The organism is Paenibacillus sp. MDV22-iso6 (assembly GCF_058408365.1).
In genome coordinates, this window is record NZ_JBZVDZ010000011.1 from 39,338 (window position 1) to 65,769 (window position 26,432).

Annotated in this window: 24 protein-coding genes; 8 read left to right on the top strand and 16 right to left on the bottom strand. The window is 47.6% G+C overall.

Going from position 1 to position 26,432, the window contains the following annotated elements; all coding sequences use genetic code 11:
• Positions 1-60 precede the first annotated feature (60 nt).
• The 3 genes from AC4PM4_RS26060 (at position 61) to AC4PM4_RS26070 (ending at position 2,576) form a co-directional block, all read left to right on the top strand.
• The gene (locus AC4PM4_RS26060) at positions 61-678 is read left to right on the top strand and encodes a pyridoxamine 5'-phosphate oxidase family protein (protein ID WP_064635740.1); all 618 of its coding nucleotides are present in this window, start codon (positions 61-63) and stop codon (positions 676-678) included.
• A 178-nt stretch (positions 679-856) separates the two neighbouring features.
• Complete coding sequence (locus AC4PM4_RS26065) at positions 857-2,155, top strand: aminotransferase class I/II-fold pyridoxal phosphate-dependent enzyme (RefSeq protein WP_063566077.1); 1,299 nt, start codon at positions 857-859, stop codon at positions 2,153-2,155.
• 283 nt (positions 2,156-2,438) lie between these two features.
• The gene (locus tag AC4PM4_RS26070) at positions 2,439-2,576 is read left to right on the top strand and encodes a hypothetical protein (protein WP_162842448.1); all 138 of its coding nucleotides are present in this window, start codon (positions 2,439-2,441) and stop codon (positions 2,574-2,576) included.
• 159 nt (positions 2,577-2,735) lie between these two features.
• Here the strand turns inward: AC4PM4_RS26070 and AC4PM4_RS26075 are convergent, their stop codons facing one another.
• From AC4PM4_RS26075 to AC4PM4_RS26095, 5 genes are all read right to left on the bottom strand, one after another.
• Positions 2,736-3,953 (bottom strand): ABC transporter permease, encoded by a 1,218-nt coding sequence (locus tag AC4PM4_RS26075; RefSeq protein ID WP_491614869.1) that lies wholly within the window; start codon positions 3,951-3,953, stop codon positions 2,736-2,738.
• 2 nt (positions 3,954-3,955) lie between these two features.
• Positions 3,956-4,708: an ABC transporter ATP-binding protein gene (locus AC4PM4_RS26080; RefSeq protein ID WP_063566079.1), complete on the bottom strand. Its 753-nt coding sequence runs from the start codon at positions 4,706-4,708 to the stop codon at positions 3,956-3,958.
• 27 nt (positions 4,709-4,735) lie between these two features.
• Positions 4,736-6,109 carry a DEAD/DEAH box helicase gene (locus AC4PM4_RS26085; RefSeq protein ID WP_063566080.1) on the bottom strand — a complete coding sequence of 458 codons (1,374 nt, stop codon included), beginning with the start codon at positions 6,107-6,109 and terminating at the stop codon, positions 4,736-4,738.
• Positions 6,110-6,515: 406 nt separating this feature from the next.
• Complete coding sequence (locus tag AC4PM4_RS26090) at positions 6,516-7,289, bottom strand: SDR family NAD(P)-dependent oxidoreductase (RefSeq protein ID WP_491614871.1); 774 nt, start codon at positions 7,287-7,289, stop codon at positions 6,516-6,518.
• A 56-nt stretch (positions 7,290-7,345) separates the two neighbouring features.
• Entirely contained in the window at positions 7,346-7,804 is a 459-nt protein-coding gene (locus tag AC4PM4_RS26095; protein WP_063566082.1) for a chemotaxis protein CheX, read from the bottom strand.
• A gap of 447 nt (positions 7,805-8,251) precedes the next feature.
• On the opposite strand from AC4PM4_RS26095, the gene AC4PM4_RS26100 reads away from it, so the two are divergent.
• Together AC4PM4_RS26100 and AC4PM4_RS26105 are read left to right on the top strand one after the other, a co-directional pair.
• A complete protein-coding gene (locus AC4PM4_RS26100) occupies positions 8,252-9,154 on the top strand; it encodes a LysR family transcriptional regulator (RefSeq protein ID WP_063566083.1) in 903 nt (300 codons plus the stop codon).
• Between the two features lie 32 nt (positions 9,155-9,186).
• Positions 9,187-9,996, top strand: coding sequence for a histidinol-phosphatase (locus AC4PM4_RS26105; protein ID WP_491614872.1), 810 nt, complete (start codon positions 9,187-9,189; stop codon positions 9,994-9,996).
• 409 nt (positions 9,997-10,405) lie between these two features.
• Here the strand turns inward: AC4PM4_RS26105 and AC4PM4_RS26110 are convergent, their stop codons facing one another.
• The 6 genes from AC4PM4_RS26110 to AC4PM4_RS26135 all read right to left on the bottom strand — a co-directional run bounded on the left by AC4PM4_RS26110 (position 10,406) and on the right by AC4PM4_RS26135 (position 16,695).
• The gene (locus tag AC4PM4_RS26110; protein ID WP_090810516.1) at positions 10,406-11,038 is read right to left on the bottom strand and encodes a GNAT family N-acetyltransferase; all 633 of its coding nucleotides are present in this window, start codon (positions 11,036-11,038) and stop codon (positions 10,406-10,408) included.
• A gap of 177 nt (positions 11,039-11,215) precedes the next feature.
• Complete coding sequence (locus AC4PM4_RS26115; protein WP_274568408.1) at positions 11,216-11,950, bottom strand: metallophosphoesterase family protein; 735 nt, start codon at positions 11,948-11,950, stop codon at positions 11,216-11,218.
• 39 nt (positions 11,951-11,989) lie between these two features.
• The gene (locus AC4PM4_RS26120; protein ID WP_491614874.1) at positions 11,990-12,931 is read right to left on the bottom strand and encodes a metallophosphoesterase; all 942 of its coding nucleotides are present in this window, start codon (positions 12,929-12,931) and stop codon (positions 11,990-11,992) included.
• Between the two features lie 177 nt (positions 12,932-13,108).
• Positions 13,109-13,873 (bottom strand): succinate dehydrogenase iron-sulfur subunit, encoded by a 765-nt coding sequence (gene sdhB / locus AC4PM4_RS26125; RefSeq protein ID WP_063566087.1) that lies wholly within the window; start codon positions 13,871-13,873, stop codon positions 13,109-13,111.
• A gap of 367 nt (positions 13,874-14,240) precedes the next feature.
• Positions 14,241-15,983 carry a succinate dehydrogenase flavoprotein subunit gene (gene sdhA / locus AC4PM4_RS26130; RefSeq protein WP_063566088.1) on the bottom strand — a complete coding sequence of 581 codons (1,743 nt, stop codon included), beginning with the start codon at positions 15,981-15,983 and terminating at the stop codon, positions 14,241-14,243.
• A 43-nt stretch (positions 15,984-16,026) separates the two neighbouring features.
• Complete coding sequence (locus tag AC4PM4_RS26135) at positions 16,027-16,695, bottom strand: succinate dehydrogenase cytochrome b558 subunit (RefSeq protein ID WP_491614876.1); 669 nt, start codon at positions 16,693-16,695, stop codon at positions 16,027-16,029.
• Positions 16,696-17,007: 312 nt separating this feature from the next.
• On the opposite strand from AC4PM4_RS26135, the gene AC4PM4_RS26140 reads away from it, so the two are divergent.
• Positions 17,008-17,931 (top strand): LysR family transcriptional regulator, encoded by a 924-nt coding sequence (locus AC4PM4_RS26140; RefSeq protein WP_063566089.1) that lies wholly within the window; start codon positions 17,008-17,010, stop codon positions 17,929-17,931.
• Between the two features lie 55 nt (positions 17,932-17,986).
• Here the strand turns inward: AC4PM4_RS26140 and AC4PM4_RS26145 are convergent, their stop codons facing one another.
• Both AC4PM4_RS26145 and AC4PM4_RS26150 read right to left on the bottom strand, forming a co-directional pair.
• A complete protein-coding gene (locus AC4PM4_RS26145; RefSeq protein WP_491614878.1) occupies positions 17,987-18,658 on the bottom strand; it encodes a potassium channel family protein in 672 nt (223 codons plus the stop codon).
• Between the two features lie 17 nt (positions 18,659-18,675).
• On the bottom strand, positions 18,676-20,010 hold the full coding sequence (locus tag AC4PM4_RS26150) for a TrkH family potassium uptake protein (RefSeq protein WP_063566174.1): 1,335 nt from the start codon (positions 20,008-20,010) through the stop codon (positions 18,676-18,678).
• Positions 20,011-20,485: 475 nt separating this feature from the next.
• On the opposite strand from AC4PM4_RS26150, the gene AC4PM4_RS26155 reads away from it, so the two are divergent.
• Positions 20,486-22,183, top strand: a complete 1,698-nt coding sequence (locus AC4PM4_RS26155; protein WP_063566091.1) for a CPBP family intramembrane glutamic endopeptidase — start codon at positions 20,486-20,488, stop codon at positions 22,181-22,183.
• Here the strand turns inward: AC4PM4_RS26155 and uvrC are convergent.
• Together uvrC and trxA are read right to left on the bottom strand one after the other, a co-directional pair.
• A complete protein-coding gene (gene uvrC, locus AC4PM4_RS26160) occupies positions 22,152-24,242 on the bottom strand; it encodes an excinuclease ABC subunit UvrC (RefSeq protein ID WP_072735472.1) in 2,091 nt (696 codons plus the stop codon). The genes AC4PM4_RS26155 and uvrC overlap by 32 nt on opposite strands.
• Before the next feature lie 350 nt (positions 24,243-24,592).
• Positions 24,593-24,910: a thioredoxin gene (gene trxA / locus AC4PM4_RS26165; protein ID WP_036605788.1), complete on the bottom strand. Its 318-nt coding sequence runs from the start codon at positions 24,908-24,910 to the stop codon at positions 24,593-24,595.
• 263 nt (positions 24,911-25,173) lie between these two features.
• On the opposite strand from trxA, the gene AC4PM4_RS26170 reads away from it, so the two are divergent.
• A complete protein-coding gene (locus AC4PM4_RS26170) occupies positions 25,174-25,329 on the top strand; it encodes a YqzM family protein (protein WP_090810527.1) in 156 nt (51 codons plus the stop codon).
• A gap of 116 nt (positions 25,330-25,445) precedes the next feature.
• Here the strand turns inward: AC4PM4_RS26170 and dnaI are convergent, their stop codons facing one another.
• On the bottom strand, positions 25,446-26,396 hold the full coding sequence (gene dnaI / locus AC4PM4_RS26175) for a primosomal protein DnaI (RefSeq protein ID WP_053783224.1): 951 nt from the start codon (positions 26,394-26,396) through the stop codon (positions 25,446-25,448).
• Positions 26,397-26,432: the final 36 nt, after the last annotated feature.

Here is a 26,432-nt window from a genome sequence, read left to right on the forward strand (position 1 = left end):
TCTATTGTTATGGCTAAGGTACAGTGATTTAATCCACATGCTATTCAAGGGGGAACACCGATGAGAAGAAAAGAATTCAATGTAGATGAAGAACAGGAAATGATAACATTTCTGGACCAATGCTCCTTTGGTTTTCTGGGAACGGTTAGTCCGGACGGGCAGCCACGGGTAACACCGCTAAACTTCGTATATATGGACGGTTGTTTTTATTTCCATGGCAGTCTTGCCGGAGAGAAAATGAAACAGATCAAGCAGGATTCCTCCGTCAGTTTTACCGTGGCAGAAGAGTTTTCCCTAATTCCATCTTATTTCAGTGATCCCGAATTAGCTTGTCCGGCAACTTCTTTTTTCAAAAGTGTAATGGCATTCGGACAGGCAGAGCCGGTTCAGGATCTGGACGTTAAGGGCCAGGTTCTTCAACGCTTTATGGAGAAACTCCAGCCGCAGGGCGGATATGTTCCCATTGATGCAGCTGATCCCCGCTACAAAGGTAATCTCAAAGCCGTTGCTGTGGTTCGCATTGTTCCTGAACGGATCAGTGCCAAGTTCAAATTTGGACAGAACCTCTCGGCTGAACGCTTTGACCATATTAGCGGCGAACTGGAACAGCGTAACGAAGGACGAGATGCAGAAACTGCCGAAATGATGCGGAAATATTGTCCTTTTCATCAGAAATAACATTCATTTTCCATAGTATAATCAATCGGGAGAAGTAACATTAACCTCACTCAAAAACACCCGCAACAACGCGGTGAAGTGATAAAACTGTCATTATGCGTAATTTCCGTGACGGGGGCAAGGCAAGGTGTTATAATGTTAGGCAGTTGAATCCCAAAGACTTGGAAGGATGAAAAGAATGAATCCACTGGCTGAACAGTTGAACGAAAGTATTCAGGCAGGCAGCAGTCACGTCTACTCCATGCTGTCGCAGCTCGGCAAAGAAATCTATTTTCCAAAAGAAGGTATCTTGAGTCAGTCTGCTGAAGCAGCAAGTCTGGCCAAAACCTACAATGCTACGATTGGTATTGCTCTGGAGGGCGGTGTGCCGATGCACCTAGCTGTTATTCAGGATAAGCTGTCCGCATACCAACCGAAAGATTTGTACCCTTATGCTCCGCCTGCAGGGAAGCCTGAGTTGCGGACCGTATGGAGAGACAAGATGCTGAAGGAAACACCTTCCCTTGAAGGTAAAACATTTGGTAACCCCATTGTGACTAACGCATTAACTCATGGACTGAGTATCGTAGCCGACCTGTTCGCCGAAGAAGGGGACGCTGTTATATATCCGGATAAAAACTGGGAAAATTATGAGCTGACCTTCGGAATTCGTCGTCATGGCGAGTTAGTTCATTATCCCCTGTTCGATGATCAATTGAACTTCAACAGTGCTGGCCTGCTCGAAGCGTTGCTTGCGCAGAAGGACAAAGGCAAAGCCATCGTGCTGCTGAACTTCCCGAACAACCCGACAGGTTATACGCCTGGAGCCGAAGAAGCAGATGCAATCGTGGATACGATCCATCAAGCGGCTGAGGCTGGTGTGAACGTCGTTGCTGTGACAGATGATGCCTACTTTGGTCTCTTCTTCGAAGATTCCATTCACGAATCCCTGTTTGGCAAACTGGCGAACCTCCACCCACGTGTGTTAACTGTTAAAGTTGACGGTGCCACGAAGGAAGAATTCGTATGGGGCTTCCGCGTTGGATTCATCACGTACGCCCATGAAGATGCTGCAGTTCTCCATGCTCTGGAGCAAAAAACACTCGGTATTATCCGGGCAACCATCTCCAGTGGTCCGCATCCTTCCCAAACTTTTGTATTGGATGCGCTGAAAGCACCTGAGTTCGAAGCACAGAAGCTGGAGAAGTTTGAAATCATGAAAGGCCGCGCCAACAAAGTAAAATCCATCCTCGATAGCGGTAAATACGGTGAGGTATGGGATTACTATCCGTTCAACTCCGGTTACTTCATGTGCCTGAAGCTGAAGGATGTCGGCGCAGAGCAGCTCCGGACCCATTTGCTACAGAAATACGGCGTCGGTACGATTGCGCTGGGTGAGGCGGATCTGCGAATCGCCTTCTCCTGTATTGAAGAATCCGGACTGGAAGATCTGTTCGACACGATCTATCGTGGAGTTTTGGATCTACAGACAACTTAATTTATATGCAGTAATGCTAATCCAAATAAATAAGTCAGGGAGCGGACTTGCATCCGTTGCCTGACTCAAATACGAACCCCTTTGTATCCTGATGAATGTCTCTCGATATAAAGGGGTATTTTGTGTTCCGCTTTGAAAACGTGTGGCTATCTTGACGGGCAAAGGCCCAAAACGATGAATTTTCAGGCTCTACCGGGCAACGGCCCAATCAGCCTATCCCCAAAGCACATAATATACGATGTACGCAAGGGCGTGCCCAACACCACTTGAAAGGGGAATGACCATGTCTGGAGTAGTTGAAGAAACAAGAGGCGGTTATGGATGCGGCGGTTACGGTTACGGAGGAGGATTTACAAATACAGGTGCCATTCTCGTTCTGTTCATCTTGCTCGTCATTATCACAAAATCGTTCCTCTGTTAGTTCATACGTCCTCACCAGGAGTCGGAACAAGGTAAGCTGACTGTAGCACAAAGAAGGGTATTCCGGGATACAGCTCGGAATACCCTTCTTTTGTTATGTTACGCAAGCGTCCCTAGTCGGCGTTGCCATTGAACGTTAACTAGTCAGACGCTCGATCGTTCATTCATCCTCTTCTTCCTTCAACCACTTGTTGCCCTGAGAACGTCGCATCAAGTAGATGACCAGCACACCAAGAACCAGTGCTGCTCCGATCATGCTCAGTCCATTCCATCCCGCAACCAGCATCGGCAGCCACATGAGCAAGGCAGTCAGTGCATGCAGATTCGAGATGAACCCCAGCACCTGGGAACGACGACTTTCTCCCGAGATGGGATAAATCATAATCCAGAACGATTCACTATGACTGCGACGCAGTGCACCCAGTTGCACACCCACAAGCAGCAGGAAGAACAGGTATACACCAATCCCGAAATAACTGCCTGCCGTCCACCAGGACAGCAGCATGCCCAGTACAACCAAGCGCACAACGATAGAGAACACTTCAGTTCGGATGAACGTTTTGGTGATCAGATAGCGATAGGCTTTCCCTGCGTTCCACGGGAGGCCACTCCCCCATTTGCTGAGCCAGCGGCGAGAACTTACTTTTTGGCCTGATGAAGGCACATCTACGAACCATCCCAGCGTGCGCATCACTCGTCCAGCCTGGCCCTGCTCCACCTGAATGAGACGGTCCCATGAAACCCGATGTTTCAGAGGGATACGCAGAGCAACGATATAAACGACGGCCAGCAGCAGCAGGAACCAGATACTGCGCTGTGGAGGCTGCCACAACCAGGCGGCAATCGCCAGTATAGCCAAAGCCCATCGGAGCAAACGATATCCTCTAGCGGCACCGATTTGCACCATGCGTAGTTCTTGCCAAGCCCCATAGCTCGATAACCCTTTCCACAACAGAAGAAGCAGGATAAACCAGCCAAATGGCCTTGCATCCTGATCTGCTCGAACATAGAGCGGCCACAACGTTACAAATACGAGCAGCATACCCAAGGTTTTATAGATAATGCCACGAGCAAAGCTGTTTTTCAGATATTCGTGCATCCGATATTCCTGCGGACGTAAAAATACGATGTCTGCCGGATGCAGATATGTACGATAGCTGCTAAACAGCACCAGTGGCGCCAACAATAGCAACGTTATCCAGCGAATCGGAAATCCCTCCGGAATGTGCTGTACAAACGATGTATACCAGGCGGAGAACGCAATGACGAGAAATAAGAACACCATGGCTACGCCGCTCTGAATGACATAACCCAGATAAGGAAGAATTCCATTCCAGAATCCCGTGCGTCTTTGCTTCCATAACTGCTTGAGATCCATGCTTAATCCCTGCCTTGTACAAGGGAATAGAACATATGCTCCAACGTGGCATCCGATTCCCCGAATTGAGTACGCAGCTCATTCAGCGTCCCTTGAGCAATGACCTGTCCTCGATGCAGGACAATAAAACGGTCACAGTAATTTTCAATGGTGGACAGAATGTGTGAACTCAACAAAATGGATGATCCCGAAGCCTTCATTTCAAGCATAAAATCAAGCAAAGAGCGGATTCCGAGGGGGTCAAGTCCCAAGAAAGGCTCATCAATGATATAGAGTGGCGGACCCGCCACAAAAGCACACATGATCATGACCTTTTGCCGCATACCTTTGGACAGGTGGGTCGACAGACTGGTACTTTTCTCATTCATGCGGAACAAGTCGAGCAGTTTCTCCGTACGCTTTTTGAAATCAGCCTCAGAAACGCCATATGCTCTGGCCGTAAACTCCAGATGCTCCATGACTGTCATCTCGTCGTACAGCTCAGGAGATTCCGGTACAAAGGCCATGGCAGATTGATATACCTGTGGATCTTCGTCCCGCTTCTTGCCCATGACCCGCACTTCTCCCTGTTGAGGAGTCATCAATCCTAAAATATGCTTCATCGTAGTACTTTTGCCAGCACCGTTTAATCCGATCAGTCCGACCATTTCTCCGCGCCCAACTTCAAGATCGATGCCGTGGAGGACGGGCCGTTTGGCACTATATCCTCCGCTTAGCCCGTTGATTTTCAATACGGGTGGTTGAACGTTTTCCATCTATCCCTGCACCTCTTTCGTCAGGTTTTATTCTTCAGAGCGTGGCTCTTTACCTTTGCTCCATTTAGGAGCGCCCTTGTTCTTACGATCCTGGTCCCGTTCTGTTCTGCCTGTATTGCCAGCTGGCTTGCCGCCCGCCGGACGTTGATTCGAAGCAGCAGTTCTGGCGCCGCCATTGCGGCTGGCCTGACCAGGTTTACGATCCCGGGACTGCCCTGGTTTTCTGGAGAAAGAATGTCCTTCAGGCCGCGTATCCGGACGCGGATCAGCCTCCAGCACTTTACCCCCGAACAATACACGTTCCGGCAATTCGATTCCAAGTTCCCGCGCAAACTTGCGCATAATGAAAATTTGCGTTTCGTCCACGATCGACAACACGATACCACTGCGACCCATACGACCTGTTCTTCCTGCACGGTGAACATAGTGTTCCGAATCAAATGCAGGATCATAGTTAATGACCATCGGCAAACCTTCAATATCCAGTCCTCTGGCTGCAACCTCACTCGCGATCAGCAGTTGCAGTTTCCCGTTACGGAAAGCGGATAACACGTTGCTGCGGGTCACTTTGTCAGCATCTCCATACAGCGCAGCTGCCGAGAAGCCCAGATGATTCATTTTCGCTTCAACCTCGCCAATATCCTCGGTAGCATTCACAAAGACGATGGCACGATCCGGGTTATACTGTCTAACCAGACGGCGCAGCATATCAATTTTGTTGCGGTTTTCTTCTACAAAATAAAAATGCTCAAGTCCCGCCGCAGTTGCCCGGTCCGGTTCAATTCCGATCTGTACCGGCTCTTTCATCTCCCGCTTCGCAAGTCCAGCAGTGTGCTCATCAATCGTTGCTGACAAGAAAATAAGCTGACGGTCGCGCAGGGCACTGCGCAATACGAAGTCCACGTCACTTACCCCGCCGAGCTGGAATACCTGGTCTGCCTCGTCAATAACAATCGTGGAGACATTGTGCATTTTCAGCTTTTTCAGCGTGATCAATTCCTTCAGACGTCCTGGCGTTCCTACAACCAGTTCCGGGTGCTCACGCAGCTTCTCGATCTGACGTTTTACTGCAGCGCCGCCAATTAGCCCCAGAACGCCAATTTTGCGTTCTTCCCCATAGCGCTGTGCTTCGCGGACAATCTGCATCGCCAGCTCTTGTGTAGGAGCAATGATGAGCTTCTGTGTCCCTTTTATATCACTTTTGATGGATTGCAACAGTGGCAGCAAATAGGCGAGTGTCTTGCCTGTTCCCGTCTGCGATTTCGAAACCACATCGCGACCTTCCAAAATAACCGGGATTGTCTGTGCCTGTACCGGTGAAGGTTCGTTGATGCCATGTCTGGCGAGTACAGCCTCAAGATCCTGTTCTACGCCAATTGAAGCAAATGTTTGATTCGTCATGTATGTCCATCCTTTAAATTTATTCGTTATGACGCTATATACATTCAACTAATAAATATTTACACTAACACTCCGATGACAGAACAACCTTCCGATGCAGCTTTCTTTCAGAAAGCTTTTTGGCGAAGTGGATGCTTTCGAAGTAGCTTTCTTGCAGAAAGCTTGTAGCTTCGCTTCTTCAGGTTATTTCTGTCCTCTCCGTTATCGTGTAAATGTTTAGTTGAACATATATAGCCCTGCTTGTACTAATAAAACCGAAGCCTGTCATCACATTACCTTTCATTATATGCGAAAAAAGCCTGCGGACCAAATCTTATTCATGAAACATGTCTTTGCACAAAAAAAAAAGAAAAGCCCCTCGGCGGAGCCCTTCTTTTATCCGATATATGATGCCCATTGTTGCATCTTACTTCTGATTCATTACACCGTGCGACAGCCTGTCAGCGAGACGCGGAAATAGCTGATACAGCCACACTCCAGCCGAAGCCAGTCTGGGCAGATTCACTTCTTCCTTGCGCTTCTTCATCGCCCGGATCATATGCCCCGCAACCTCTTCCGGCTTCAGCATCATCCAGCGTACATTATTAACATAGTTACCGGAGGGGTCTGCCCGTTGGAAGAACGGTGTATCGATGGGTCCGGGATTAATGGTCGTTACCGTGACTCCGGTCTTGCGAAGTTCCTGGCGCAGGGCATTGCTGAAGCCAAGTACGGCATGTTTGGTTGCCGTATATGAAGCGGATTTTGCAGTTCCGATCTTGCCAGCCATGGAAGCTACATTCACGATTTGCCCTCTGCCTCGTTGTAACATCTGCGGCAGCACTGCCTTGGTGCAGCGAACAATGCCCATGTAATTAACGTCCATCATCTCATCGAATTCCTGCACAGACATATCCGTCATCGCTGCAAATTTTCCGTAACCAGCGTTATTCAGCAAAATATCGATTCGTCCGTATTTCTGCAACATCGCATCCACGGCTGTCTGAACTTGCTCAGTATTCTTTACATCTAACGTGAGTAGTTCATGTTGCCCTTTCAGCGAAGCACCAATCTCTTCCAGCTTGTCCCGCGAGCGGGCAGCCAGAATCGGGATGGCTCCTTCTTCTATCAGCATCTGTGCACAGAGCGCACCAATTCCGCTCGACGCACCTGTGATAAAAACAACCTGATCTTTCAACATACCCGATGTCCTCCCGTATTGAACACATATTGCCCCAAGAGGCGTATGGTTCTATTCTACGAGATCATCACTTGAATATCCATCTCACCGATTCCGTCCATCAGCAAAGGAATGCTCAATGCCTTCGTTGCACTAAAAGAACTCACGTATTCAGAATTCATCACTTGTGGAGGTGTAATATCAACAACGACACCCTGATTGGACAGGATGGTACTTGCATTGCCGCTAATCATATTGCCAAGTTCAGAAATAGCACTTTTACTCATTTCGTCCATTTCTGTAATGACAAAGCCGCCCATCATGGCAGAAACGATTTTCAATGCTACCGACTCTTGTATTCCAAACACGATGTTTCCGCTCAGTTGTCCAGTCATTCCGATCACGATCCAGACATGGTCTGCAATGTACTCCACATTTTTCACGCCAAGACTCCCGGTGGAAGGCGAAACCTGGATGAGCTGTTCGAATACGTTCCGTGCGGATTCCAGGAAAGGATTAATCACTTCCGCTTTCACTGTCTAATGTCCCCCTTACACTGGGTTATTGGTCACACACCAAAAGTCCCATATTCAATAAATTTATTATACTTTATCACGTACAAGAATTCACCAAGAATTCGGTAAGGCATGTGTACTATAATTTATCGTCATCGGCGGGGCAAATGTTTATAGCTGATTCTAGCGAAAAAACGAGGCTTTTCGCATCTGTTGCAAGAACAATTGCCATAGAGAGGCATGGCAAAAGGCATTTAGGACTTTTTTACTGTTTCTTAAAATGTTAAAAATTTAATTTCTTGAAATAAAATTAATTTCTCGTTCTAATGGACCTCCCCAAATCCATGATGTTCCCTTCATTGCCCTGCTGTCCTGAATCACCTATAATTTAAGGAACGGAACAATGACCAGTTACGGGATTCCACCTATGGATAGACAGAAGACATTTTACGTGCAAGGAGGCCATACATGAATATCAGTCAACTGGAGACGCTGATTACCATCTCGAAAACGATGAGTTTCCGCAAAGCCGGAGAACTTCTAAATCTGACTCAACCCGCCGTCTCGGCCCAGATCAAGAGCTTGGAGGATGAATTCAGAACCGTTCTTGTCGATCGGAACCAACCGGTCACCCTCACCGATCGCGGACAGGTATTTCTTCAACATGCCGAACGTATGCTGGACATCGTGGGGGAGCTGAAACAGAAGCTGATGGATCTCGATGAGACCCCTCAGGGACATATCAGACTCGGTACAACCACATCCATTGCCATTCAGATTTTGCCACGGGTCTTATCCTACTTTCAGGATCAATTTCCACTCATCAAGACCAGTATCCAATCCCTGCCTTCCTCCCAGATCTATACCCAGGTCGAGAATGGTATGGTCGATATCGGTATCGGTTATCTTACAGAGCGTAATCCTAACCTGAATACGTCTGTGCTGTATTATGATACTTTCGAGCTTGTGGTATCTCCTTTCCATCCACTGGCGAAGCAAAAGCATGCCGCGGTGGATGTCCTGCGCAGCACACCTCTGATCTTGCTATCTCCGGATACAGTGGGGCGCCGCTTTACGGAAGGCATTTTCAAAAAACATAATATTGAGCCCAATATCGTTATGGAGTTGTCGAGCAGCGAGGAAGTAAAACGGATGGTTGAGATTAATCTCGGGGCAGCCGTTATATCCAAACAATCCGTTGCCCACGAGTTGCGGCAAGGCACACTGCGCATGATTCCACTGAGTGAACTGGAAGTCAGTCACCCTGTCGGAGTCATTTACAAATCAAGTCGTTATGTGAATTCGGCCATGCAGCAATTCCTGAGCGATCTCAAAGGCATGCCGGAGACCCAGTTCATCAGTTCAGAATGATAAATGAGCCATGAGAAAGGAAGGATTTCCATATGAAATTTGATCTTCACACCCATCATTTTCGTTGTGGTCATGCAGACGGCAATATTCGCGACTATATTGAGGCAGGTATTCAATCTGGACTTCAGGTCATCGGTATCTCAGATCATACACCTTACTTCGGTAGTGACGAAGAACAGGCTTTTCCCCGGATCGCGATGGGCAAGTCGGAATTGCGTCATTACGTGGAAGAAGTACTGGCTCTGAAGGAAGAATACGCGGGCAAAATTGATGTGCTGCTTGGCATTGAATCTGACTATTTCCCCGTCCATGCCGATTTGTATCGCAATACACTGGGGCAATATCCTTTTGATTATATTATTGGTTCAGTTCATCATACGGAAGATGTCAGCATATTCAACAAAACCCGCTGGAACGGATTAAGCAATGCACGTAAGGTTGAAGTGAAAGAGAGTTACTATGCTTTAATTCGGCAATCAGCCCGAAGCGGAATGTTCCAGATTCTCGGACATATTGATGCCATGAAAGGAAATTATCCACCTTTCTCGGATATTATCGCGGATCAAGCCATCGATGAAACGTTGCAGGTCATTGCAGAATCGAACGTGGCTATTGAAATTAATACATCGGGTAAAACCAAACTCAGTGGGGGCTGGTACCCTTCCGATGCCATTCTGGAGCGTGCGCATCATTACGGAGTTAAAGTGACCTTCGGATCGGATGCCCACAAACCGCAGCGTGTTGCTGATGAACTGGATGACGTTCGTACACGTCTGCAAGAGATTGGATTCACCGAATGGGTATACTTCAAGCAGAAACAAATGCAAGTTGTACCGTTTTAAACATAGAGCACCACAATAGCCCTCACGGCGGCGTAAAAAAACGCTGTGGGGGTTTTTCTTTGTATCCTAATATAAAAAAAGATGTTATATACGTTCAAATAAATATTTACACAATAATGGAAAGTAGTTCTGTCATCGGAGTGTTGGCGTAGAAATTCCATAGTTAAACTTATACAGACAAAAAAAATGAACCCGCTAAGCGCGGGTCCCAACAGCATTATCTATTATCAAAAAGGGGGTCATGAGATAAGTTTACCCGCTGTCTGTTAGAGTTCAATTGCAGCTATATTTCATTTGTGTAACAAATAATTGAAGTTCGTTTCAAGCCCCTGCTGTTTCATTAAAAACGATCTATATTTTTCTGATTGAAATACGCTCTTTGGATTTATGCAATATACTCTATTCTATGTTACTCGTGCTTGTCGGATACCAACGTTTGCAGGCGATTTTCCCAATGAGAACGGACATGCTGTTCACGATAGAGACTATACACTTTAACATCCAGCAGGGTTTCCGGCGTCTCACCATCCTCATGATTCAAAACAAACGAGGGCAGGGTTCGTTCATAAATCATACCGCTTTTACAGAGAACCCGTTCGGATGATACATTTGCCTCGTAACAGCGGGCTTCTACTTTACACAAATTAAGCTCAGCAAAACCGAATTCCAGCAAACGCTGCACTGCCTCAGTCGCGACTCCCTTACCCCAGCAGGACCTGTTCAGAATATATCCGATCTGTGCGGTACCATTCTGGTCGTTCCAATGCTGGAATGAAGTGATGCCGATGATCTGTTCGCTGCCTTTCCAGCAGATGCCGTAATGCAATGAATCCAGCTTGGCACTGCTGCTGCGGATCTGATTCAATAATCGCCGAGCCCGGATTGGCGTGGGCTGACTCCCCCTGTTTACATAACGGATCACCTGCGGGTCGGAAAACAGCTCCGACAACGTGCTGTAATCACTCTGACGTAATGATCGAAGAACAAGGCGCTCTGTCCATAAAGCAGGCAATCCTTGGCCCAGCATTTTTCGGGTCAGCATGACAATCGCTCCTTTTGCCTAACGGGTTCTAGTCCGGTAAGACAAGCATGCTCTGAGGATGATCCGGCGCAAATAAAATACATGGATAAACAATAACATCACTATACTCCACAATACCCGCTCAGTAGCCCGAACATTAGTATGCCAATTCATTACAGCGGTTTATTCCTGACATAACTAATCCGTTTGCAGCCCGCGATAAACGCCTGTACGAAGCTCTCGGATATAAAAATCAAGCGAAGGCACCTGAGCCTGCTGAGCAATCTCTACTTCCTGCTCAATATCATAAGGCACCCTTACAAATTGAAGGTTGAACGGGGTGTTCCGATCGTTGCTGTTCTCTCCTTCAAGAATACAGTAAGAAGCCTGGGTAAAATCAAGCGGGTTACCCACGCTGCCTGCATTGAACAACATTTTTCCATTCATAAATTGCAAGTATGCATTATGCACATCCCCATATCCCACGACATCCGCCATACCAAGCTCAGGTTCATCTGCCGGAGGATCGAACATGGCCAACCTCTTCTCAATCTCATCCCACGGCTGTACACGGTGATATACACTTTGGGGAGATGCGTGCACCAGACGGATCGTACGACCACTCAGCTCTAATTGGTGGGTAAACGGCAAGCTCTCCAGATATGCCAATCGCTCCTTACCCAGCCGCTTCGCTTGCCAAGTAAAATTTTCATTGTCCTGATTAACCGCAACCAACTCATCCCAGTTGCCACGGATAACTTGCTCACATGTCTCTCTCACCAGATCAACAACCTGTACTGGATCAGGCCCCTTGCCAACGAGGTCGCCAAGACAAAAGATTCGCTTCAATCCGCGACTCCGAATATCTTTTAATACCGCTTCCCAAGCAGTCATGTTGCCATGAATATCGGATACAATCGCAATTCGTTCCATCTGGCTAACCTCCCTTTATGCTCTATATTCTTTATGTTGCTAACCCTTTAGTTCCAAAACCGTCAATTCCGGCCTGCACAAAAAGCGAATCGGCAGTTGGGTCATGCCAAAGCCTCGGTTCACATAGACTGGCATATGCTTATCCCCAGCGTAATATAACCCTTGAATATACTTGAGTGAACCTCTTGGTGTAGTCAGTGCCCCAATCCAGGGAAAACGCACCTGCCCGCCATGACTGTGTCCAGAGAGCTGTAGTCCGAAACCGTAAGGTGCTGCAATGTCTGCATAATCGGGCTCATGCATAAGCAGCAGTTTCCAGACCTCTCTACTCAACCCCTTGATTGCTACAACAGGATCAGGTCTGCCCGTAAGCGCGTCATCCAGACCTACTATCGCAATACGTGAATCCCCTCGTTCAATCAGAACATGGCTGTTTCGAAGCAACGTGAACCCGGCCTCTTTAAACATCAGCTCCACTTCATGCTGCTGCTGGCCTCGATAATCATGGTTCCCCAATACGGCATATTTGCCATACTTCGCTTGCATTGATGCCAGTGCAGGAATACATTCACGCATCGGTTCTGCTTCCCGTTCAACCATATCTCCGGTAAAACAAATCAGATCAGGCTGCTGTTCCCGTATCGTTTCAGCCAGCTTCTCCATTTGTTTCAGCCCCGTATGGAATCCAAGATGAGCATCACTGAACTGAATCACACGCAATCCCTCGAATGCTTTTGGAATCTTGGGCAGTTTCAATTCAACGTGCTTGATCTCCAGATGACGAGGCTCCCATAACCAGGCATATCCTCCTGTGAGTATACTGGCACTCGCCGTCATTAAGATCATGCGCAGCAAAAAACTGCGCCGGGAGGGATCATGATCCTTTTCCTCTCCGGGAAAAATGGAGTCCTGCGAATCAGATCCATTCTGTGAGCGCCGGGGCGGCGAGATCTTGCTGCCCTCACGCGGTGTTTCTCCCATGCGTCCCCCTCCTTCTTCCGCTACAAATCCATCCCCTTAGTATACCATATTCTGCATGACTAGCCCGGTTCCTTTGCGAGTACAGAAAAAGAAGCCGGGATCTTAGGCTATATGTGCCAAGGATCACGACTTCTTCTAATGGTGCAGATCCGAAGTTCTGCATTAAATATGACTAGATTACACACCCAACCAGCGTTTGAACATGTGTTTGGTTGTTTGTTTGTTCATTTCGGCAATGGAGGTAGTCAACGGAATACCTTTTGGACAAGAGCGTACGCAGTTCTGCGAGTTACCACAGCCCTCAATACCTCCGTCTTCCATAAGTGCTTCCAAGCGGTCTTCAGCGTTCATCTCCCCTGTTGGGTGAGCATTGAACAGACGTACTTGAGAAAGAGCTGCCGGACCGATAAAGTCTGTTTTTTCATTCACGTTCGGGCACGCTTCGAGGCATACACCACATGTCATACATTTGGACAGCTCGTAAGCCCACTGACGTTTCTTCTCAGGCATCCGCGGACCTGGACCAAGGTCATAGGTACCATCAATCGGAATCCACGCTTTAACCCGTTTTAGAGCGTTAAACATCCGAGTACGGTCGATGACGAGGTCACGAACCACCGGGAAGGTTTTCATCGGTTCAATGCGAACCGGTTGTTCGAGCTTGTCGATCAGGGCTGCACACGCTTGACGCGGCTTGCCGTTGATGACCATGGAGCATGCTCCACAGACTTCTTCGAGACAGTTCGATTCCCAGCAGACCGGGGCAATGGACTTGCCTTCTGTATTAACCGGGTTCCGCTGGATCTCCATCAGGGCGCTAATAACGTTCATGCCGGGACGGTACGGAAGCTCAAACTCTTCGTTGTACGAAGATGACTCCGGGTTGTCCTGACGGGTGATGATAAACTTGACGGTTTTTTTTGCTGTAGCTGTGTCCGTCATATCGTTGTCCCCTCCTTTGAGTGACGATGATTGGTGTTGCTGATGCGCAAAGTTACTCTTTTGGTGCACGGGTGGCGCTCCGGCAGCGGAATGCCCTTCTGATCGCTGTTATCCCCGGATTTTTTTTATCAACCCTTCCCAGGGTTAAAATCCGGTGATAAAGGCGAGCGCTTCGCTTCTTCTGGGCATTTCCGCTTCCTCCGCTACGTCGTGCACGCAGGGTCACTTTGCTGGAAACTACACTCCATTCATTCTGGTGGCAGTAACATTGAGAAGCTCCGTGTACGCTTTGCCTCTATGTGTCTAGTGCTTTTCCGTTAAGATGCTAAGTCTTTAACTTTATGAATAGACCGAAATTTCGCTTTACTTAATCTTTCGAGTAGTCCCGGATCCGTGGTGGGATCAGGGAAACGTCTACAGGCTCGTACGAAATTTTTGGACCTTCCTTCGACCAGCTTGCGATCGTTGTTTTCAGGAATTCCTCGTCATTACGTTCGGTGAAGTCTGGTTTGTAATGCGCTCCACGGCTTTCGTTACGCAGCAGTGCGCCCAAAGTCATCGCTTCTGCCAGTTCAATCATGTTCCACAGCTGACGGGTAAATGCTGCACCCGGGTTGTTCCAACCGGAAGTGTCGTACATGTTGATTTTGCCGTAACGCTCTTTCAATTCCTTAATTTTGCCGATGGTCGCTTCCAGCTTATCGTTGTAACGTACCACCGTCATATTCGCCGTCATCCACTCGCCAAGCTCTTTGTGAATGACATAGGCATTTTCATTGCCCTGCATGTTCAGGATGCCTTCGTATTTATCGGTTTGGCGCTTGGTATAACCTTCGAATACGGAAGAACTGATATCTGCGGACGATTTTTTGAGTCCTTTGATATATTCAACTGCTTTCGGTCCAGCCACCATACCACCGTAGATTGCCGATACCAGGGAATTTGCACCCAGACGGTTCGCACCATGATATTGGTATTCACATTCACCAGCTGCGAACAGTCCTGGAATGTTGGTCATCTGGTTATAATCTACCCACATGCCGCCCATGGAATAATGGACTGCCGGGAAAATTTTCATTGGGATTTTACGTGGGTCATCCCCCATGAACTTCTCGTAGATCTCAATGATTCCGCCGAGCTTCACATCCAGCTCCTTCGGATCTTTGTGTGACAAGTCGAGATATACCATGTTCTCGCCGTTCACGCCTAGGCCCATATCCACGCAGACGCTGAAAATTTCACGCGTCGCGATATCACGCGGAACAAGGTTACCGTATGACGGATATTTTTCTTCGAGGAAGTACCAAGGCTTACCGTCCTTGTACGTCCAGATCCGTCCACCTTCACCACGAGCCGATTCGGACATCAGACGCAGCTTGTCATCGCCTGGAATGGCTGTCGGGTGAATCTGAATGAACTCACCGTTCGCGTAATTTACACCTTGCTGATACACCGCACTTGCGGCAGTACCTGTATTGATAACCGAGTTGGTTGTTTTACCGAAAATAATGCCAGGGCCGCCGCTCGCCAGAATAACTGCTTCAGCCGGGAACGTCTGTACCTTCATCGTTTTCAGATCCTGTGCTACAATGCCGCGGCAGATGCCTTCGTCATCAATAACCGCCTGCAGGAACTCCCAGTTCTCATACTTGGTCACGAGACCGGCCGCTTCCCAGCGACGCACCTGCTCATCCAATGCGTAGAGCAATTGTTGTCCTGTCGTTGCACCGGCAAACGCTGTACGGTGATGCTTCGTTCCGCCGAAACGACGGAAATCAAGTAAACCTTCCGGTGTCCGGTTAAACATTACGCCCATCCGGTCCATCAGGTGAATGATGCCTGGTGCGGCTTCACACATCGCTTTGACTGGAGGCTGATTCGCCAAAAAGTCACCGCCGTATACTGTATCGTCAAAGTGTACCCATGGGGAGTCGCCCTCACCCTTGGTATTTACCGCACCGTTGATACCGCCTTGGGCACATACGGAATGGGATCTTTTAACGGGAACCAGTGAAAATAAATGAACATGGACTCCGGCTTCAGCCGATTTGATCGCCGCCATCAATCCCGCGAGACCTCCGCCCACAATAATTACATTAGATGATGCCATTGCTGTTCACTCCCTTATAAGTCAGCATTTAAAGTCCAAATGCTTAAATCAGAACTGTCTTAACTGCGTCAATCATCGAAGTGGCTACCTGGAAATCCATGCTCCGGAAAGCAAGCAACGATACAATAAACATGATGGCTACGATAGCAAACAAGCTCATGCAGATGTAGGAAGATACACGCTGCGCACGCGGACCGACGGTAATTCCCCAGCTAACCAGGAACGACCACAAACCGTTGGCAAAGTGATAGGATGCCGCAACCACACTGATCAGATATAAAATAAACGTTACCGGGTTCATCACGATGCCATGTATGACACCGCCAAGCTCTTCGTGTGTGACATTCCCCAGCGCAACCTGGAAACGAGTCTCCCAAATATGCCAGATGACGAACACAAACGTAATGACACCGCTGACGCGCTGCAACGTATAGCGCCAGTTGCGCTCATTGCCAAAACGTCCCACGTTAGGCTTGGCCTGATAGGCAATGTACAAACCATATACACCGTGATAGAACAGCGGCAACCAGATGAGAAACGTTTCAAGTACAATCACGAGCGGCAGGCCATTCAGAAATGCAACTGCATCGTTAAAGCCTTCTTTGCCGCCTTCAACTGCCGAGAAGTTCGTCACCATATGCTCAATGAAAAACAGACTGAGCGGAATGACGCCAAGCAAGGAGTGCAGCTTTCTGGAGTAAAACCCTTTCATAAAATGTCGATCCCCTTTCGCTAAATACAACGTTTTCATAAATAAAATTCGCTTATCATGACACAAACCTTTCCCAAGGAAAGGTTCGACAAATTGTTCCGTTTTCTTCAGGTGTGAACAACTTGTGTCACGATTCATGTTACTCCTTTTTTTCTTATAAGGGAATTGCAATATAATTATTAAATGTTATAACCTATAGGTATAAGTTATAAACATCGGTCGTGCAGGCCATACAACATGGAGAAATATTTGACAAGGAGATGCCTCACGCAAAGTACGTTCATACGTTCATTAGAAAAGAGGTTAGTGCTCATGTTCGAGGAATTAAACGCTTTTGCGGCGGTTGTAGAGCAGTCCAGTCTGAACCGTGCATCGAAATTGCTGAATCTGTCACAGCCCGCGCTGTCTCGCAAAATCTCCAAATTGGAGGATGAGCTCGGCGTGGCGCTCTTTCATCGCCGTGGTAAACGACTTGAATTAACCAGCGTAGGCCAGTTCGCCTATACTTTCGCGGTAGAGCAGAAACAGCAGCAACAAAAATTTCTGACCATGCTGGCCCAGTACAAGGACGAAGAACAAAGCTCCATTACGCTTGGAGCCAGTCTGACAACGCTTCAAACCACATTGCCACCGCTGGTAAATGCCTTTATGGAGAAACATCCGAATGCGGAAATCAAGCTGGTGACGGGGAAAACACATGAAATTGTCTCTTTTGTGCGGGATAAAAAAGCTGATGTAGGTATCGTTGCCTCTTCTATAAGTGAAGCCGGGCTAAACTGTGTGCCACTCTTTGATGATCATCTGGAGCTGGTTGTGCCCTTAACGCATCCCCTATCGGGTAAAGAAGCCGGAATGGAACATTTGCAAGATCTGCCGATGATTACGTTCTCCAAAGGAACCTGGTATCGAAAATTAACCGACGACCTGTTTCAGCGCTGCGCCGTGATGCCTGATATTCGCATGGAGATTGATTCCTTTGAAGCGATTGTCCGTCTTCTGCCTACCTGCAAAGCAGCAGCCCTGTTGCCCAAGTCGTATCTCCGCCCTCAATTGCTTGCGGACAATGATCTTGTCTCGGTATATCTGCCGCAACTGCAACAGACCCGGCGCACAACCTGCATGATCTATGGGGAAAAGGAAGACCTCAGCCAAACCTCCAGACAGTGGGTCAGGGAAACGGCTGCTCTCTTTACAGCAAAGGCGCCGCTGCCCTCACGGAGGACTACGACGCCTTAGCATTCATATTAATCAGCCGAGCTCAACGCTCTGCTTTCATTTAATAGACTCAGCTCTAGCTCTCTTGGCTGATCACTTCTTCCTCAAAACGGTCAATGTCATCATTCATGCCGATAATCACCATGATATCACCCATCTGAAGCGAGTCCAGTGCAGTCGGGGCAATGATAACCCCGGCTTCCTTTTGCAGAGCTACAATGCTGCAACCAAAGCGTACTCGAGCATTCAGAGTGGACAGCGTTTTATTATGCAGACAGGCTGGAACCTTCATCTCCACAATACTGTAATCATCGGACAATTCGATATAATCCAGCAGATTCGGGGTGACGAGCTGATGGGCAACCCGGATTCCCATATCACGCTCAGGATAAACGACACGATCGATCCCCAGCTTGTCCAGTGCCCGTCCATGAAGGACTGAAATGGCTTTTGCCACAACTGTTTTTACACCGAGTTCCTTCAGTAAAATAGCAGTGAGAATACTGGTCTGGATATCAGCCCCAATGGCAACAACACAGCAGTCAAAATTACGGATGCCCAGGGAGCGCAGCACTTCCTCATCAGTTGAATCCGCGACGACGGCATGGGTGACCAATTCACTCATGTCTTGGACGACTTCTTCATTTTTATCGATACCCAGCACTTCATAACCAAGCTCCATTAATTCCTGTGCCAGACTGGAGCCAAAGCGCCCTAGCCCAATTACCGCAAACTGCTGTGTTTTCATTGTTCTTCACGAACCCCTTATCCAATAATCATTTTGCCTTCCGGATACCTGTACAATTCTTTACCCTTTTTCTGTCCGAGTGCATACGCGAGCGTAATTGGTCCAAGACGTCCCGCAAACATGGTGAAACAGATCAAAAGCTTGCCGATCGTGGTCAGCTTCAGTGTAAGCCCCATAGATAAACCAACGGTACCGAAGGCGGATGTCGTCTCAAATAATATCATCAAAAAACTGCTGTCTTCCGTCGTACTAAGCACCATCGTAACGGCAATAATGAGCAACAGGGCAAGCAGTGTAATCGTCAGTGCTTTGAAAATCCGTTCCTGTAGGAGCCGATATCTGAAAAAGACGATATCTTCCCGTCCACGCATCATGGCATAGACAGCTCCGGCCATAATCATGAATGTGGTTGTTTTAATGCCGCCTCCAGTAGAACCGGGGGAAGCACCAATAAACATTAATATAATGATGAAAAATTGCGTTGCCTGTCTCAGGCCAGCAATGTCTACCGTATTCGCCCCTGCTGTTCTTGGGGAAACCGACTGAAAGAACGAACCGAGAATTTTACCACCCCAGTTCAAACCACCCAGTGTCCGGGGATTGCTGAATTCAAAAACAAAAATAACCAGTGCGCCAAATACGATTAACAAACCTGTCGTCAGCAATACCACTTTGGAATGCAGCGAAAGCTTCTTCGTCCTCCGATACTCCACCAGATCAGATAGAACAACAAAACCGATACCGCCTGCAATAATCAGGAACATGGCAGTAAAATTCACGAGCGGATCATACACATACCCGGTTAAGCTGCGGAATTCCCCGAACATATCAAACCCAGCATTGTTAAACATGGAGATGGCATGCCAATATCCATAATAGATGGCCTGCCCCATTGGCATATCAAACGACCACCGAATGGCGAACAACGTGCCACATATGCCTTCCAATATGAGGGAGTAGATCACAACTTTGCGAATAAGACGGACAATCCCCTCCATCGTACTCTGGTTCATCGCTTCCTGCAAAATCAACCGCTCACGCAGAGAGATCCGCCGTTTGAATGCAATCGCCACCAGTGTCGACATCGTCATAAAGCCAAGACCGCCAATTTGAATCAGGATTGCAATTATAATCTGACCCAACGTCGAAAAATGAGTACCTGTATCCACCACAACCAGCCCCGTTACACAGACTGCAGAAGTCGCAGTGAAGAGTGCATCAATAAAAGGAAGGCTGACTCCGCTTCGACTGGATGTCGGGAGCATCAACAGAAGTGTCCCGAGCAATATAATACCCGCGAACCCTAGGACCAGAATTCGGGGTGGCGATAGACGCATCCATTGAACATTCATTTTCACTTGAGTATCATCCACCTCTGCCAAAAAGAAAATGACCCCACGACGTGGAGCCTTTCTCCGAAGTGCTTTTCCATATCACTTGACGGAATAGCCAAGCCCTTTGAAAGCCCTATTTCGGAGCGTAAACATGTATGATTTTCGCTGTAATACATATACATTAGGTTGGAATGCCTTTTATACCTTCTATTCGTTCCCTTGTTAGCCTAAAGACATGCGGAATATTGGACATTTGATTCAAAATTATAAGCGCTGCGACGTTTGTACACAAAACGATTTTTGTGTAAATAGCATCGAATTCCGTCAAAAAGGGAAAAACTCAGATATGGCGACGGATAGATCAGATTGTTTCGATCATTTTCATTCGTTTTCATGCATTTGCACCACTTCTCGTTTCGCCATTGGCATTCGGGGCTTGGGCTGTGCTATCTTTACTTTAATATCCACATTAATAAAGGAGGAACAATATTAAATGAATCCCTTAGGGCAGCCTTTGGTACTCAAAGCTAACTTCAAGCGTTTAGGGTTGCTTGCGGCGATTGGTCTGATTCTGTTTTTCGTTTTTCAAATCTTTCCTGCCACCTCATCGCAAACGACTGATATCCAGTCTACTTCCTTCATAAGCAAGGAGAAAGCGGCGGAGTCGGCACGATCTTTTGCAGCTTCTCTACCTGATTATACCCTTCCGACGGATACCGGAAACGAGCTGGTGACGTACCAAACCCATTCCGATATTTATGGGTATATGGCCAAAACCAAACAGTTAGAAACCTATAACAAGAAATGGGAAACAACCTATCCTTACGATGTGTACCGCGTTCGTTTGCCCGATCAGGACAAAGGCGGTTATTTGAATGTTGACGTACATATGAGAACAGGAAAAGTTGTCGGTTTCAAGCGCGAACTGCCTTCTTCCCTGTATGCATCCATTGAGGCTGAGCAGGACAAAAGCAAAGTGAATGCTGCCCAACGTTTAGCTGAAGATAACCTTTCTCTAAATGAAAAAGAGCAGCTTGCCGCTAGCGTCCTTGGCGAATTCGGGTATACTGTACCGAAACTTCAACTGGACACCCGTGAAGAAGAAGCGGGGCTGCAATACACAGATAATGAAAAGCAAATTGGAGATTCCAAGCTGGAACTGAATTTTACGTTTGAAAACGGAGCCGTTCGCTCCTTCGAATCGGTCTTCTCAGTCCCTGACTCCCATACTGACTATGTAGAAAATCAGACTCGGCAAGCCAACTGGATGACTTACGGCGGTTATGCTTTCCTGACCTTTGTGCTTGGCGTGCTCGCGATCATCTACAGTATTCTGACGAGGGCAAACACGTCGTTCAAACGCGGAATCGTTCTGTCCTTGGTATACTTTGCGGCTTCCGTGATTGGCACACTGAACATGATCCCGCTCTTTCAGGCGCAGGGGCTATCTAATTTTATGCTGACCTTCCTGATGGTGATGCAAGCTGGGATAACGCTGGTTATGAGTGCAACCATCTATCTGTCGCTCGTTGCCGGTGACGGCATGTGGCGCAAAATCGGTCTGAATCCTTGGCCTCGGGCCAAAGAACCCGGATACGGCAAATATGTACTGCACAGTATGTATACAGGCTACTTATGGGCGTTGATTCTACTGGGTGTGCAATCCGTACTGTTCTTTATTCTGGAGCGCAGTATTGGAAGCTGGTCAACAACATCGGCTGACCAGTCCACATACAACATGAGTTATGCCTGGATCTTCCCGATTATGGCTTGGATGGCCGGGATCGGTGAGGAAACGGTCTATCGCCTGTTCGGGATTCGCATGATGCAGAAGGTGGTACGAAATACGTTCATCGCCTGCCTTATCCCAACATTGATCTGGGCTCTGGGACACACCCTGTACCCGATCTATCCGGTGATCACACGTCCAATAGAGCTTACTGTCATCGGACTTTTGTTCAGTCTGATCATGCTGCGCCACGGCTTCATCGCCGTTGTATTCGCGCATGTTATCTTTGACAGCCTGTTGATGGGGCTAAGCCTGATCTTCATGGGTGATGCACTGAACATTTCCGCAGGACTCTTCTGGATTGTGCTTCCGGCCATCGTTGGTTATGTCATCTATAAGATGAATCCAAAACAAAAAGAGAAGCCGTATGTCACGACTCCTCATCACGAAGTGCTGCAATAATCTGATTCGCAAGCTTGTCACCAATAGATAGAGGCCGGAAGTCTTCGACGCTGGCCTCTTTTATTTTGCGTAAAGAGCCAAAATGCTTCAGCAGCAGCTTGCGCCGCTTTTCTCCGATCCCCGGAATGGCATCCAGACGGGAAGTCACCATCGATTTACCACGTTGCTCGCGGTGGAACGAAATCGCAAAACGGTGGACCTCTTCCTGAATCCGCTGCAACAGGTAGAACTCCTGACTGTCACGCGGCAAGGAGATGACTTCCGGCGGGTTGCCGATCATCAATTGTGAGGTCTTGTGCTTCGCATCCTTCACCAGACCACATACCGGAATAAACAGGCCCAATTCATTCTCCAAAATGTCCACGGCTGCCGAAATTTGCCCTTTACCTCCATCGACCACGATCAGGTCAGGCTGGGTTAAGTTTTCCTTCAACACCCGTTCGTAACGACGACGGATGACCTCTCGCATCGTTTCATAATCATCTGGACCTTCAACAGAACGGACCTTGTACTTCCGATATTCCTTCTTATCCGGTTTTCCATCGGTAAATACGATCATGGCAGATACCGGGTTCGTACCCTGGATGTTCGAGTTATCAAACGCTTCGATACGGTGAAGCTGATCCAGTCCAATAAAACGTCCCAGTCCTTCAGCAGCTTTCGATGTCCGTTCTTCATTCCGCTCAATCAGGCGGAACTTCTCTTCCAGTGCCACACGTGCGTTATCCACGGCCATCGTGATCATCTGGCGTTTCAATCCACGCTGCGGAATGTGGACTTTGATTTCCAGCCATTCCTGCAATGCTGCTGCGACTTGAGAAGGATCTTCAAGACCTGGGGGCTGTTTATCAGCCGATACATCTTCCTGAGCAACAGCGTCTTCCTGGATAACCATCGTAGCTTCTTCCGCTTCTGCTTCGGGTTGGCTATCACCATAAGATGCACGGGCCTCGGCAACACGTAGCTCAACCACAGAATCTTGCGCCAATCGCGTTGTCTCTTCTGACTCGGCTGTCACCGCCGCAGGTACCGCTCCAGCAGCATCGGATATATCATCCGCACCACCGTCATCAGCTGCCATATCTTTTGGCATTTCCGGCAGTAAGATCTCCTGTGGCAACGCTGGATTATCACTGTAGTACTGGGTCACGTAAGACATAAAGTCACTGTATGCCTCACCGTAAAATGGAAACGTTGATACATGTCGTTCAATCATTTTCCCCTGACGCATATATAGAATCTGGACACACATCCAGCCTTTATCAATGGCAAAACCAAACACATCGCGGTCTCTGGCATCCGCCATCGTAATTTTCTGTTTTTCCATCATCGCATCAATGGCAATGACCTGATCCCGAAGTTCCTTGGCACGTTCAAAATATAGATCCTCAGCCGCTTCCTGCATTTTGCGCTGTAAATCCTTCTTGATTTCCTCATGGCCTCCACTCAGAAAAGAACTGATCTCCTGGGAGATCTCATCATACTGCTCCTTGCCCACTTCTTGCACACAGGGAGCGAGGCACTGTCCCATATGATAATACAGGCATACTTCCTTCGGCATCACACCGCATTTGCGTAACGGATACATCCGGTCAAGCAGCTTTTTCGTTTGGTGTGCCGCATATGAATTCGGATAAGGTCCGAAGTATTTGGCTTTATCTTTGAGCACCCGCCGGGTCACTTCGAGTCGAGGATGCTTTTCATTCGTAATTTTAAGGTAAGGAAATGTCTTATCATCCTTGAGCAACACGTTATACCGCGGCATATGTTTCTTGATCAGGTTACACTCCAGAATGAGTGCTTCCATATTGCTGCCGGTAACGATATATTCGAAATCACGGATTTCGGACACCAGGCGCTGTGTCTTCCCATTATGACTGCCGATAAAATATGATCTTACGCGATTCTTCAGCACTTTGGCTTTACCTACATAGATAATAGTACCTTCACTATTTTTCATCAGGTAACAGCCGGACATGTCAGGCAGCAAAGCCAGCTTGTGGCGAATCTGCTCTAGTGCCTTCTCCTGCTCCTGCACGTTTGTAATGAATTCATCCATAATTCGGTGGGTCCTCCTTCCCGATTACTGAGAAAGCTGATAGCTTCACCTTACATGAGGCTTTCCGATGACAGAATGACCTTTCGATCGCTGTTATCCCCAGATTTCTTTGATTCTTTTCTTATAACGTATAAATCCGGGGATAGGGCATGCTTCCGAAGTAGCTTTCTTTCAGAAAGCTTTTAGGCGACCACTTCGTTTCTACAAGTCATTTCTGCCCTCTCCGTTGTTCATGTAAATTTCAGTTTCACCTTATAATAAATAGTATATCTTATATTGTCCTATATGAAAGTATTCGACGCAAAACGCCCCCGGCGCATAACCGGAGGCGTATGTGAAATCTTGGTTAATTATTGGTGTTTTTCGATAATTCCTTTGAGAGCATCTTTTGAGTTCAGACCAACCACTTTATCAACCGGTTGACCATCTTTGAAGAAGATCAATGTTGGAATGCTCATTACGCCGAAGCGGGAAGCGGATTCCGGATTTTCGTCCACATTGACTTTAGCAATTTTCACTGCATCGCCAACTTCGGTGGACAGCTCTTCCAAGATTGGAGCGAGCATTTTACAAGGACCACACCAAGGCGCCCAGAAATCAACAAGAACCGTTCCTTCGCCTTCGACTTCAGCGTTGAAGGATTGATCGGATACGTTAACAATAGCCATGAAATTGTCCTCCTTATATATACTTACGGTTTATTTTAACCTGTAACGTCGCGAACGACACTTCCAGTATAACACAGCAACTCTAATGTTGTGAAATGAACGCATCAATGTTCATCTTCCCAACATCAAATCTTCACAATTGGGGAACTAGCGGGTTCACTGCAAAATCTTTACAAACGCTTTCTTTTCCAAGTATACTAAAATTACTCCGGGCTTCAGTTCCCTGTAAGGGCAAGCTGTTATCCCCATAAGGAGGCAATACCATGGATGCAAATGTGCGGATCAACGACCCGCGTGAACATGTGAACGAGGAACCCCGTAACGATCTGTTTGATCTGATTGCGGGTGTTGCTGGCATGGCCGGCCTGATGACGGTTATCTTTTTCGGAATGGTGATTTTCAAATTTATCACCGAATAGGATCTTCAGGCTGCACGCAGGCCAGAAAAGCCCGGTTTTCGCGACATTGCGAAAGCCAGGCTTTTTTTGGGACTATATGAGTAAAAAATAGATCAGATCGGTAACATAAATAGAAATTAACGTTTACCCCGTTGATTCTCACCTCGAACCGAGATGACATCAACAAACGGACGAATCCGGTCCATCAAACGCTGGCCTTTGTTCATTTCCTCGCCGTCCCTGCTGGTGAAGCTAAGATGTTTCTCCAGCCCATCCAAGTTGTAATTAGACGTGTAGAATGTAGGTTTGCGATTCATACGGTAATTCAGAATGGAACCCATCACATGATCTCGAACCCATGGGTTCAGATTCTCTGCCCCAATATCATCAAAGATGAGTAGATCACAGCTTTTCAGAATATCCGTCGTTTCCTTCAGCTTGTTTCCTTCACTAATCATGGATTTCAGATCCTCCACAAAATCAGGCATATAGATAATAACACCTGTGTGGCCCACAACCGCGAGTTCATGCAGCAGATAACACATCAGAAACGTCTTGCCCGTTCCAAATGATCCTTCCAAAAACAGTCCTTGCGGAGACAATCCATTCTCCTTGGTGTCGTTAATATAACGCAGAACCTGGTTCACCGCCGGAGCACGCATCCGATCCTTGCCCATAATTTCCACATCGTTATATCCTGCATTGAGCGCACGCTCGTCCACATAGAAGCTGCGGATTCTTTGCTTGATAACATGCTCATTCTGCCGGGCGATATGTTTGGAACAAGGTGCTTTTTTATCTATAATTTCGGGTTTACCGTTAAAATGCTCTACTTCCAGTTTGCAAAAGTGACCCTGGAAATCGTTAGGACAGTTGTCGAGCCCCGGACAGTTCGCACAGTTCTTCGAATCTTTGGCATACTGATACAGCTTGCTCAGATCGGTAATAAGCTGTGCATCTTTCAGTTCAGGATGACCTGCGCGGAATTCGCGTACGTACGGATCTTCCATCAATTCCGCCGCAATCCGCCGCGACTGTTCACGAAAGGAAGGATTCAGCTGCTGAAGCAGTCCTCCCAAGGATTCCATGGCTTCAAGCCCCCTTAATAGTTTCAATATAGAATG

Excerpts from the sequence above, each read along its gene's own strand:
- AC4PM4_RS26135 (WP_491614876.1), bottom strand. The coding sequence starts at position 16,695 with ATGAAAGGGTTTTACTCCAGAAAGCTGCACTCCTTGCTTGGCGTCATT.
- trxA (WP_036605788.1), bottom strand. The coding sequence starts at position 24,910 with ATGGCTATTGTTAACGTATCCGATCAATCCTTCAACGCTGAAGTCGAA.
- AC4PM4_RS26145 (WP_491614878.1), bottom strand. The coding sequence starts at position 18,658 with ATGAAAACACAGCAGTTTGCGGTAATTGGGCTAGGGCGCTTTGGCTCC.
- AC4PM4_RS26110 (WP_090810516.1), bottom strand. The coding sequence starts at position 11,038 with ATGCTGACCCGAAAAATGCTGGGCCAAGGATTGCCTGCTTTATGGACA.
- sdhB (WP_063566087.1), bottom strand. The coding sequence starts at position 13,873 with ATGACGGACACAGCTACAGCAAAAAAAACCGTCAAGTTTATCATCACC.
- AC4PM4_RS26150 (WP_063566174.1), bottom strand. The coding sequence starts at position 20,010 with ATGAATGTTCAATGGATGCGTCTATCGCCACCCCGAATTCTGGTCCTA.
- AC4PM4_RS26140 (WP_063566089.1), top strand. The coding sequence starts at position 17,008 with ATGTTCGAGGAATTAAACGCTTTTGCGGCGGTTGTAGAGCAGTCCAGT.
- AC4PM4_RS26115 (WP_274568408.1), bottom strand. The coding sequence starts at position 11,950 with ATGGAACGAATTGCGATTGTATCCGATATTCATGGCAACATGACTGCT.
- AC4PM4_RS26120 (WP_491614874.1), bottom strand. The coding sequence starts at position 12,931 with ATGGGAGAAACACCGCGTGAGGGCAGCAAGATCTCGCCGCCCCGGCGC.
- uvrC (WP_072735472.1), bottom strand. The coding sequence starts at position 24,242 with ATGGATGAATTCATTACAAACGTGCAGGAGCAGGAGAAGGCACTAGAG.
- AC4PM4_RS26100 (WP_063566083.1), top strand. The coding sequence starts at position 8,252 with ATGAATATCAGTCAACTGGAGACGCTGATTACCATCTCGAAAACGATG.
- AC4PM4_RS26065 (WP_063566077.1), top strand. The coding sequence starts at position 857 with ATGAATCCACTGGCTGAACAGTTGAACGAAAGTATTCAGGCAGGCAGC.
- AC4PM4_RS26155 (WP_063566091.1), top strand. The coding sequence starts at position 20,486 with ATGAATCCCTTAGGGCAGCCTTTGGTACTCAAAGCTAACTTCAAGCGT.
- AC4PM4_RS26085 (WP_063566080.1), bottom strand. The coding sequence starts at position 6,109 with ATGACGAATCAAACATTTGCTTCAATTGGCGTAGAACAGGATCTTGAG.
- AC4PM4_RS26090 (WP_491614871.1), bottom strand. The coding sequence starts at position 7,289 with ATGTTGAAAGATCAGGTTGTTTTTATCACAGGTGCGTCGAGCGGAATT.
- AC4PM4_RS26070 (WP_162842448.1), top strand. The coding sequence starts at position 2,439 with ATGTCTGGAGTAGTTGAAGAAACAAGAGGCGGTTATGGATGCGGCGGT.
- AC4PM4_RS26105 (WP_491614872.1), top strand. The coding sequence starts at position 9,187 with ATGAAATTTGATCTTCACACCCATCATTTTCGTTGTGGTCATGCAGAC.
- sdhA (WP_063566088.1), bottom strand. The coding sequence starts at position 15,983 with ATGGCATCATCTAATGTAATTATTGTGGGCGGAGGTCTCGCGGGATTG.
- dnaI (WP_053783224.1), bottom strand. The coding sequence starts at position 26,396 with ATGGAATCCTTGGGAGGACTGCTTCAGCAGCTGAATCCTTCCTTTCGT.
- AC4PM4_RS26060 (WP_064635740.1), top strand. The coding sequence starts at position 61 with ATGAGAAGAAAAGAATTCAATGTAGATGAAGAACAGGAAATGATAACA.
- AC4PM4_RS26170 (WP_090810527.1), top strand. The coding sequence starts at position 25,174 with ATGGATGCAAATGTGCGGATCAACGACCCGCGTGAACATGTGAACGAG.
- AC4PM4_RS26075 (WP_491614869.1), bottom strand. The coding sequence starts at position 3,953 with ATGGATCTCAAGCAGTTATGGAAGCAAAGACGCACGGGATTCTGGAAT.
- AC4PM4_RS26080 (WP_063566079.1), bottom strand. The coding sequence starts at position 4,708 with ATGGAAAACGTTCAACCACCCGTATTGAAAATCAACGGGCTAAGCGGA.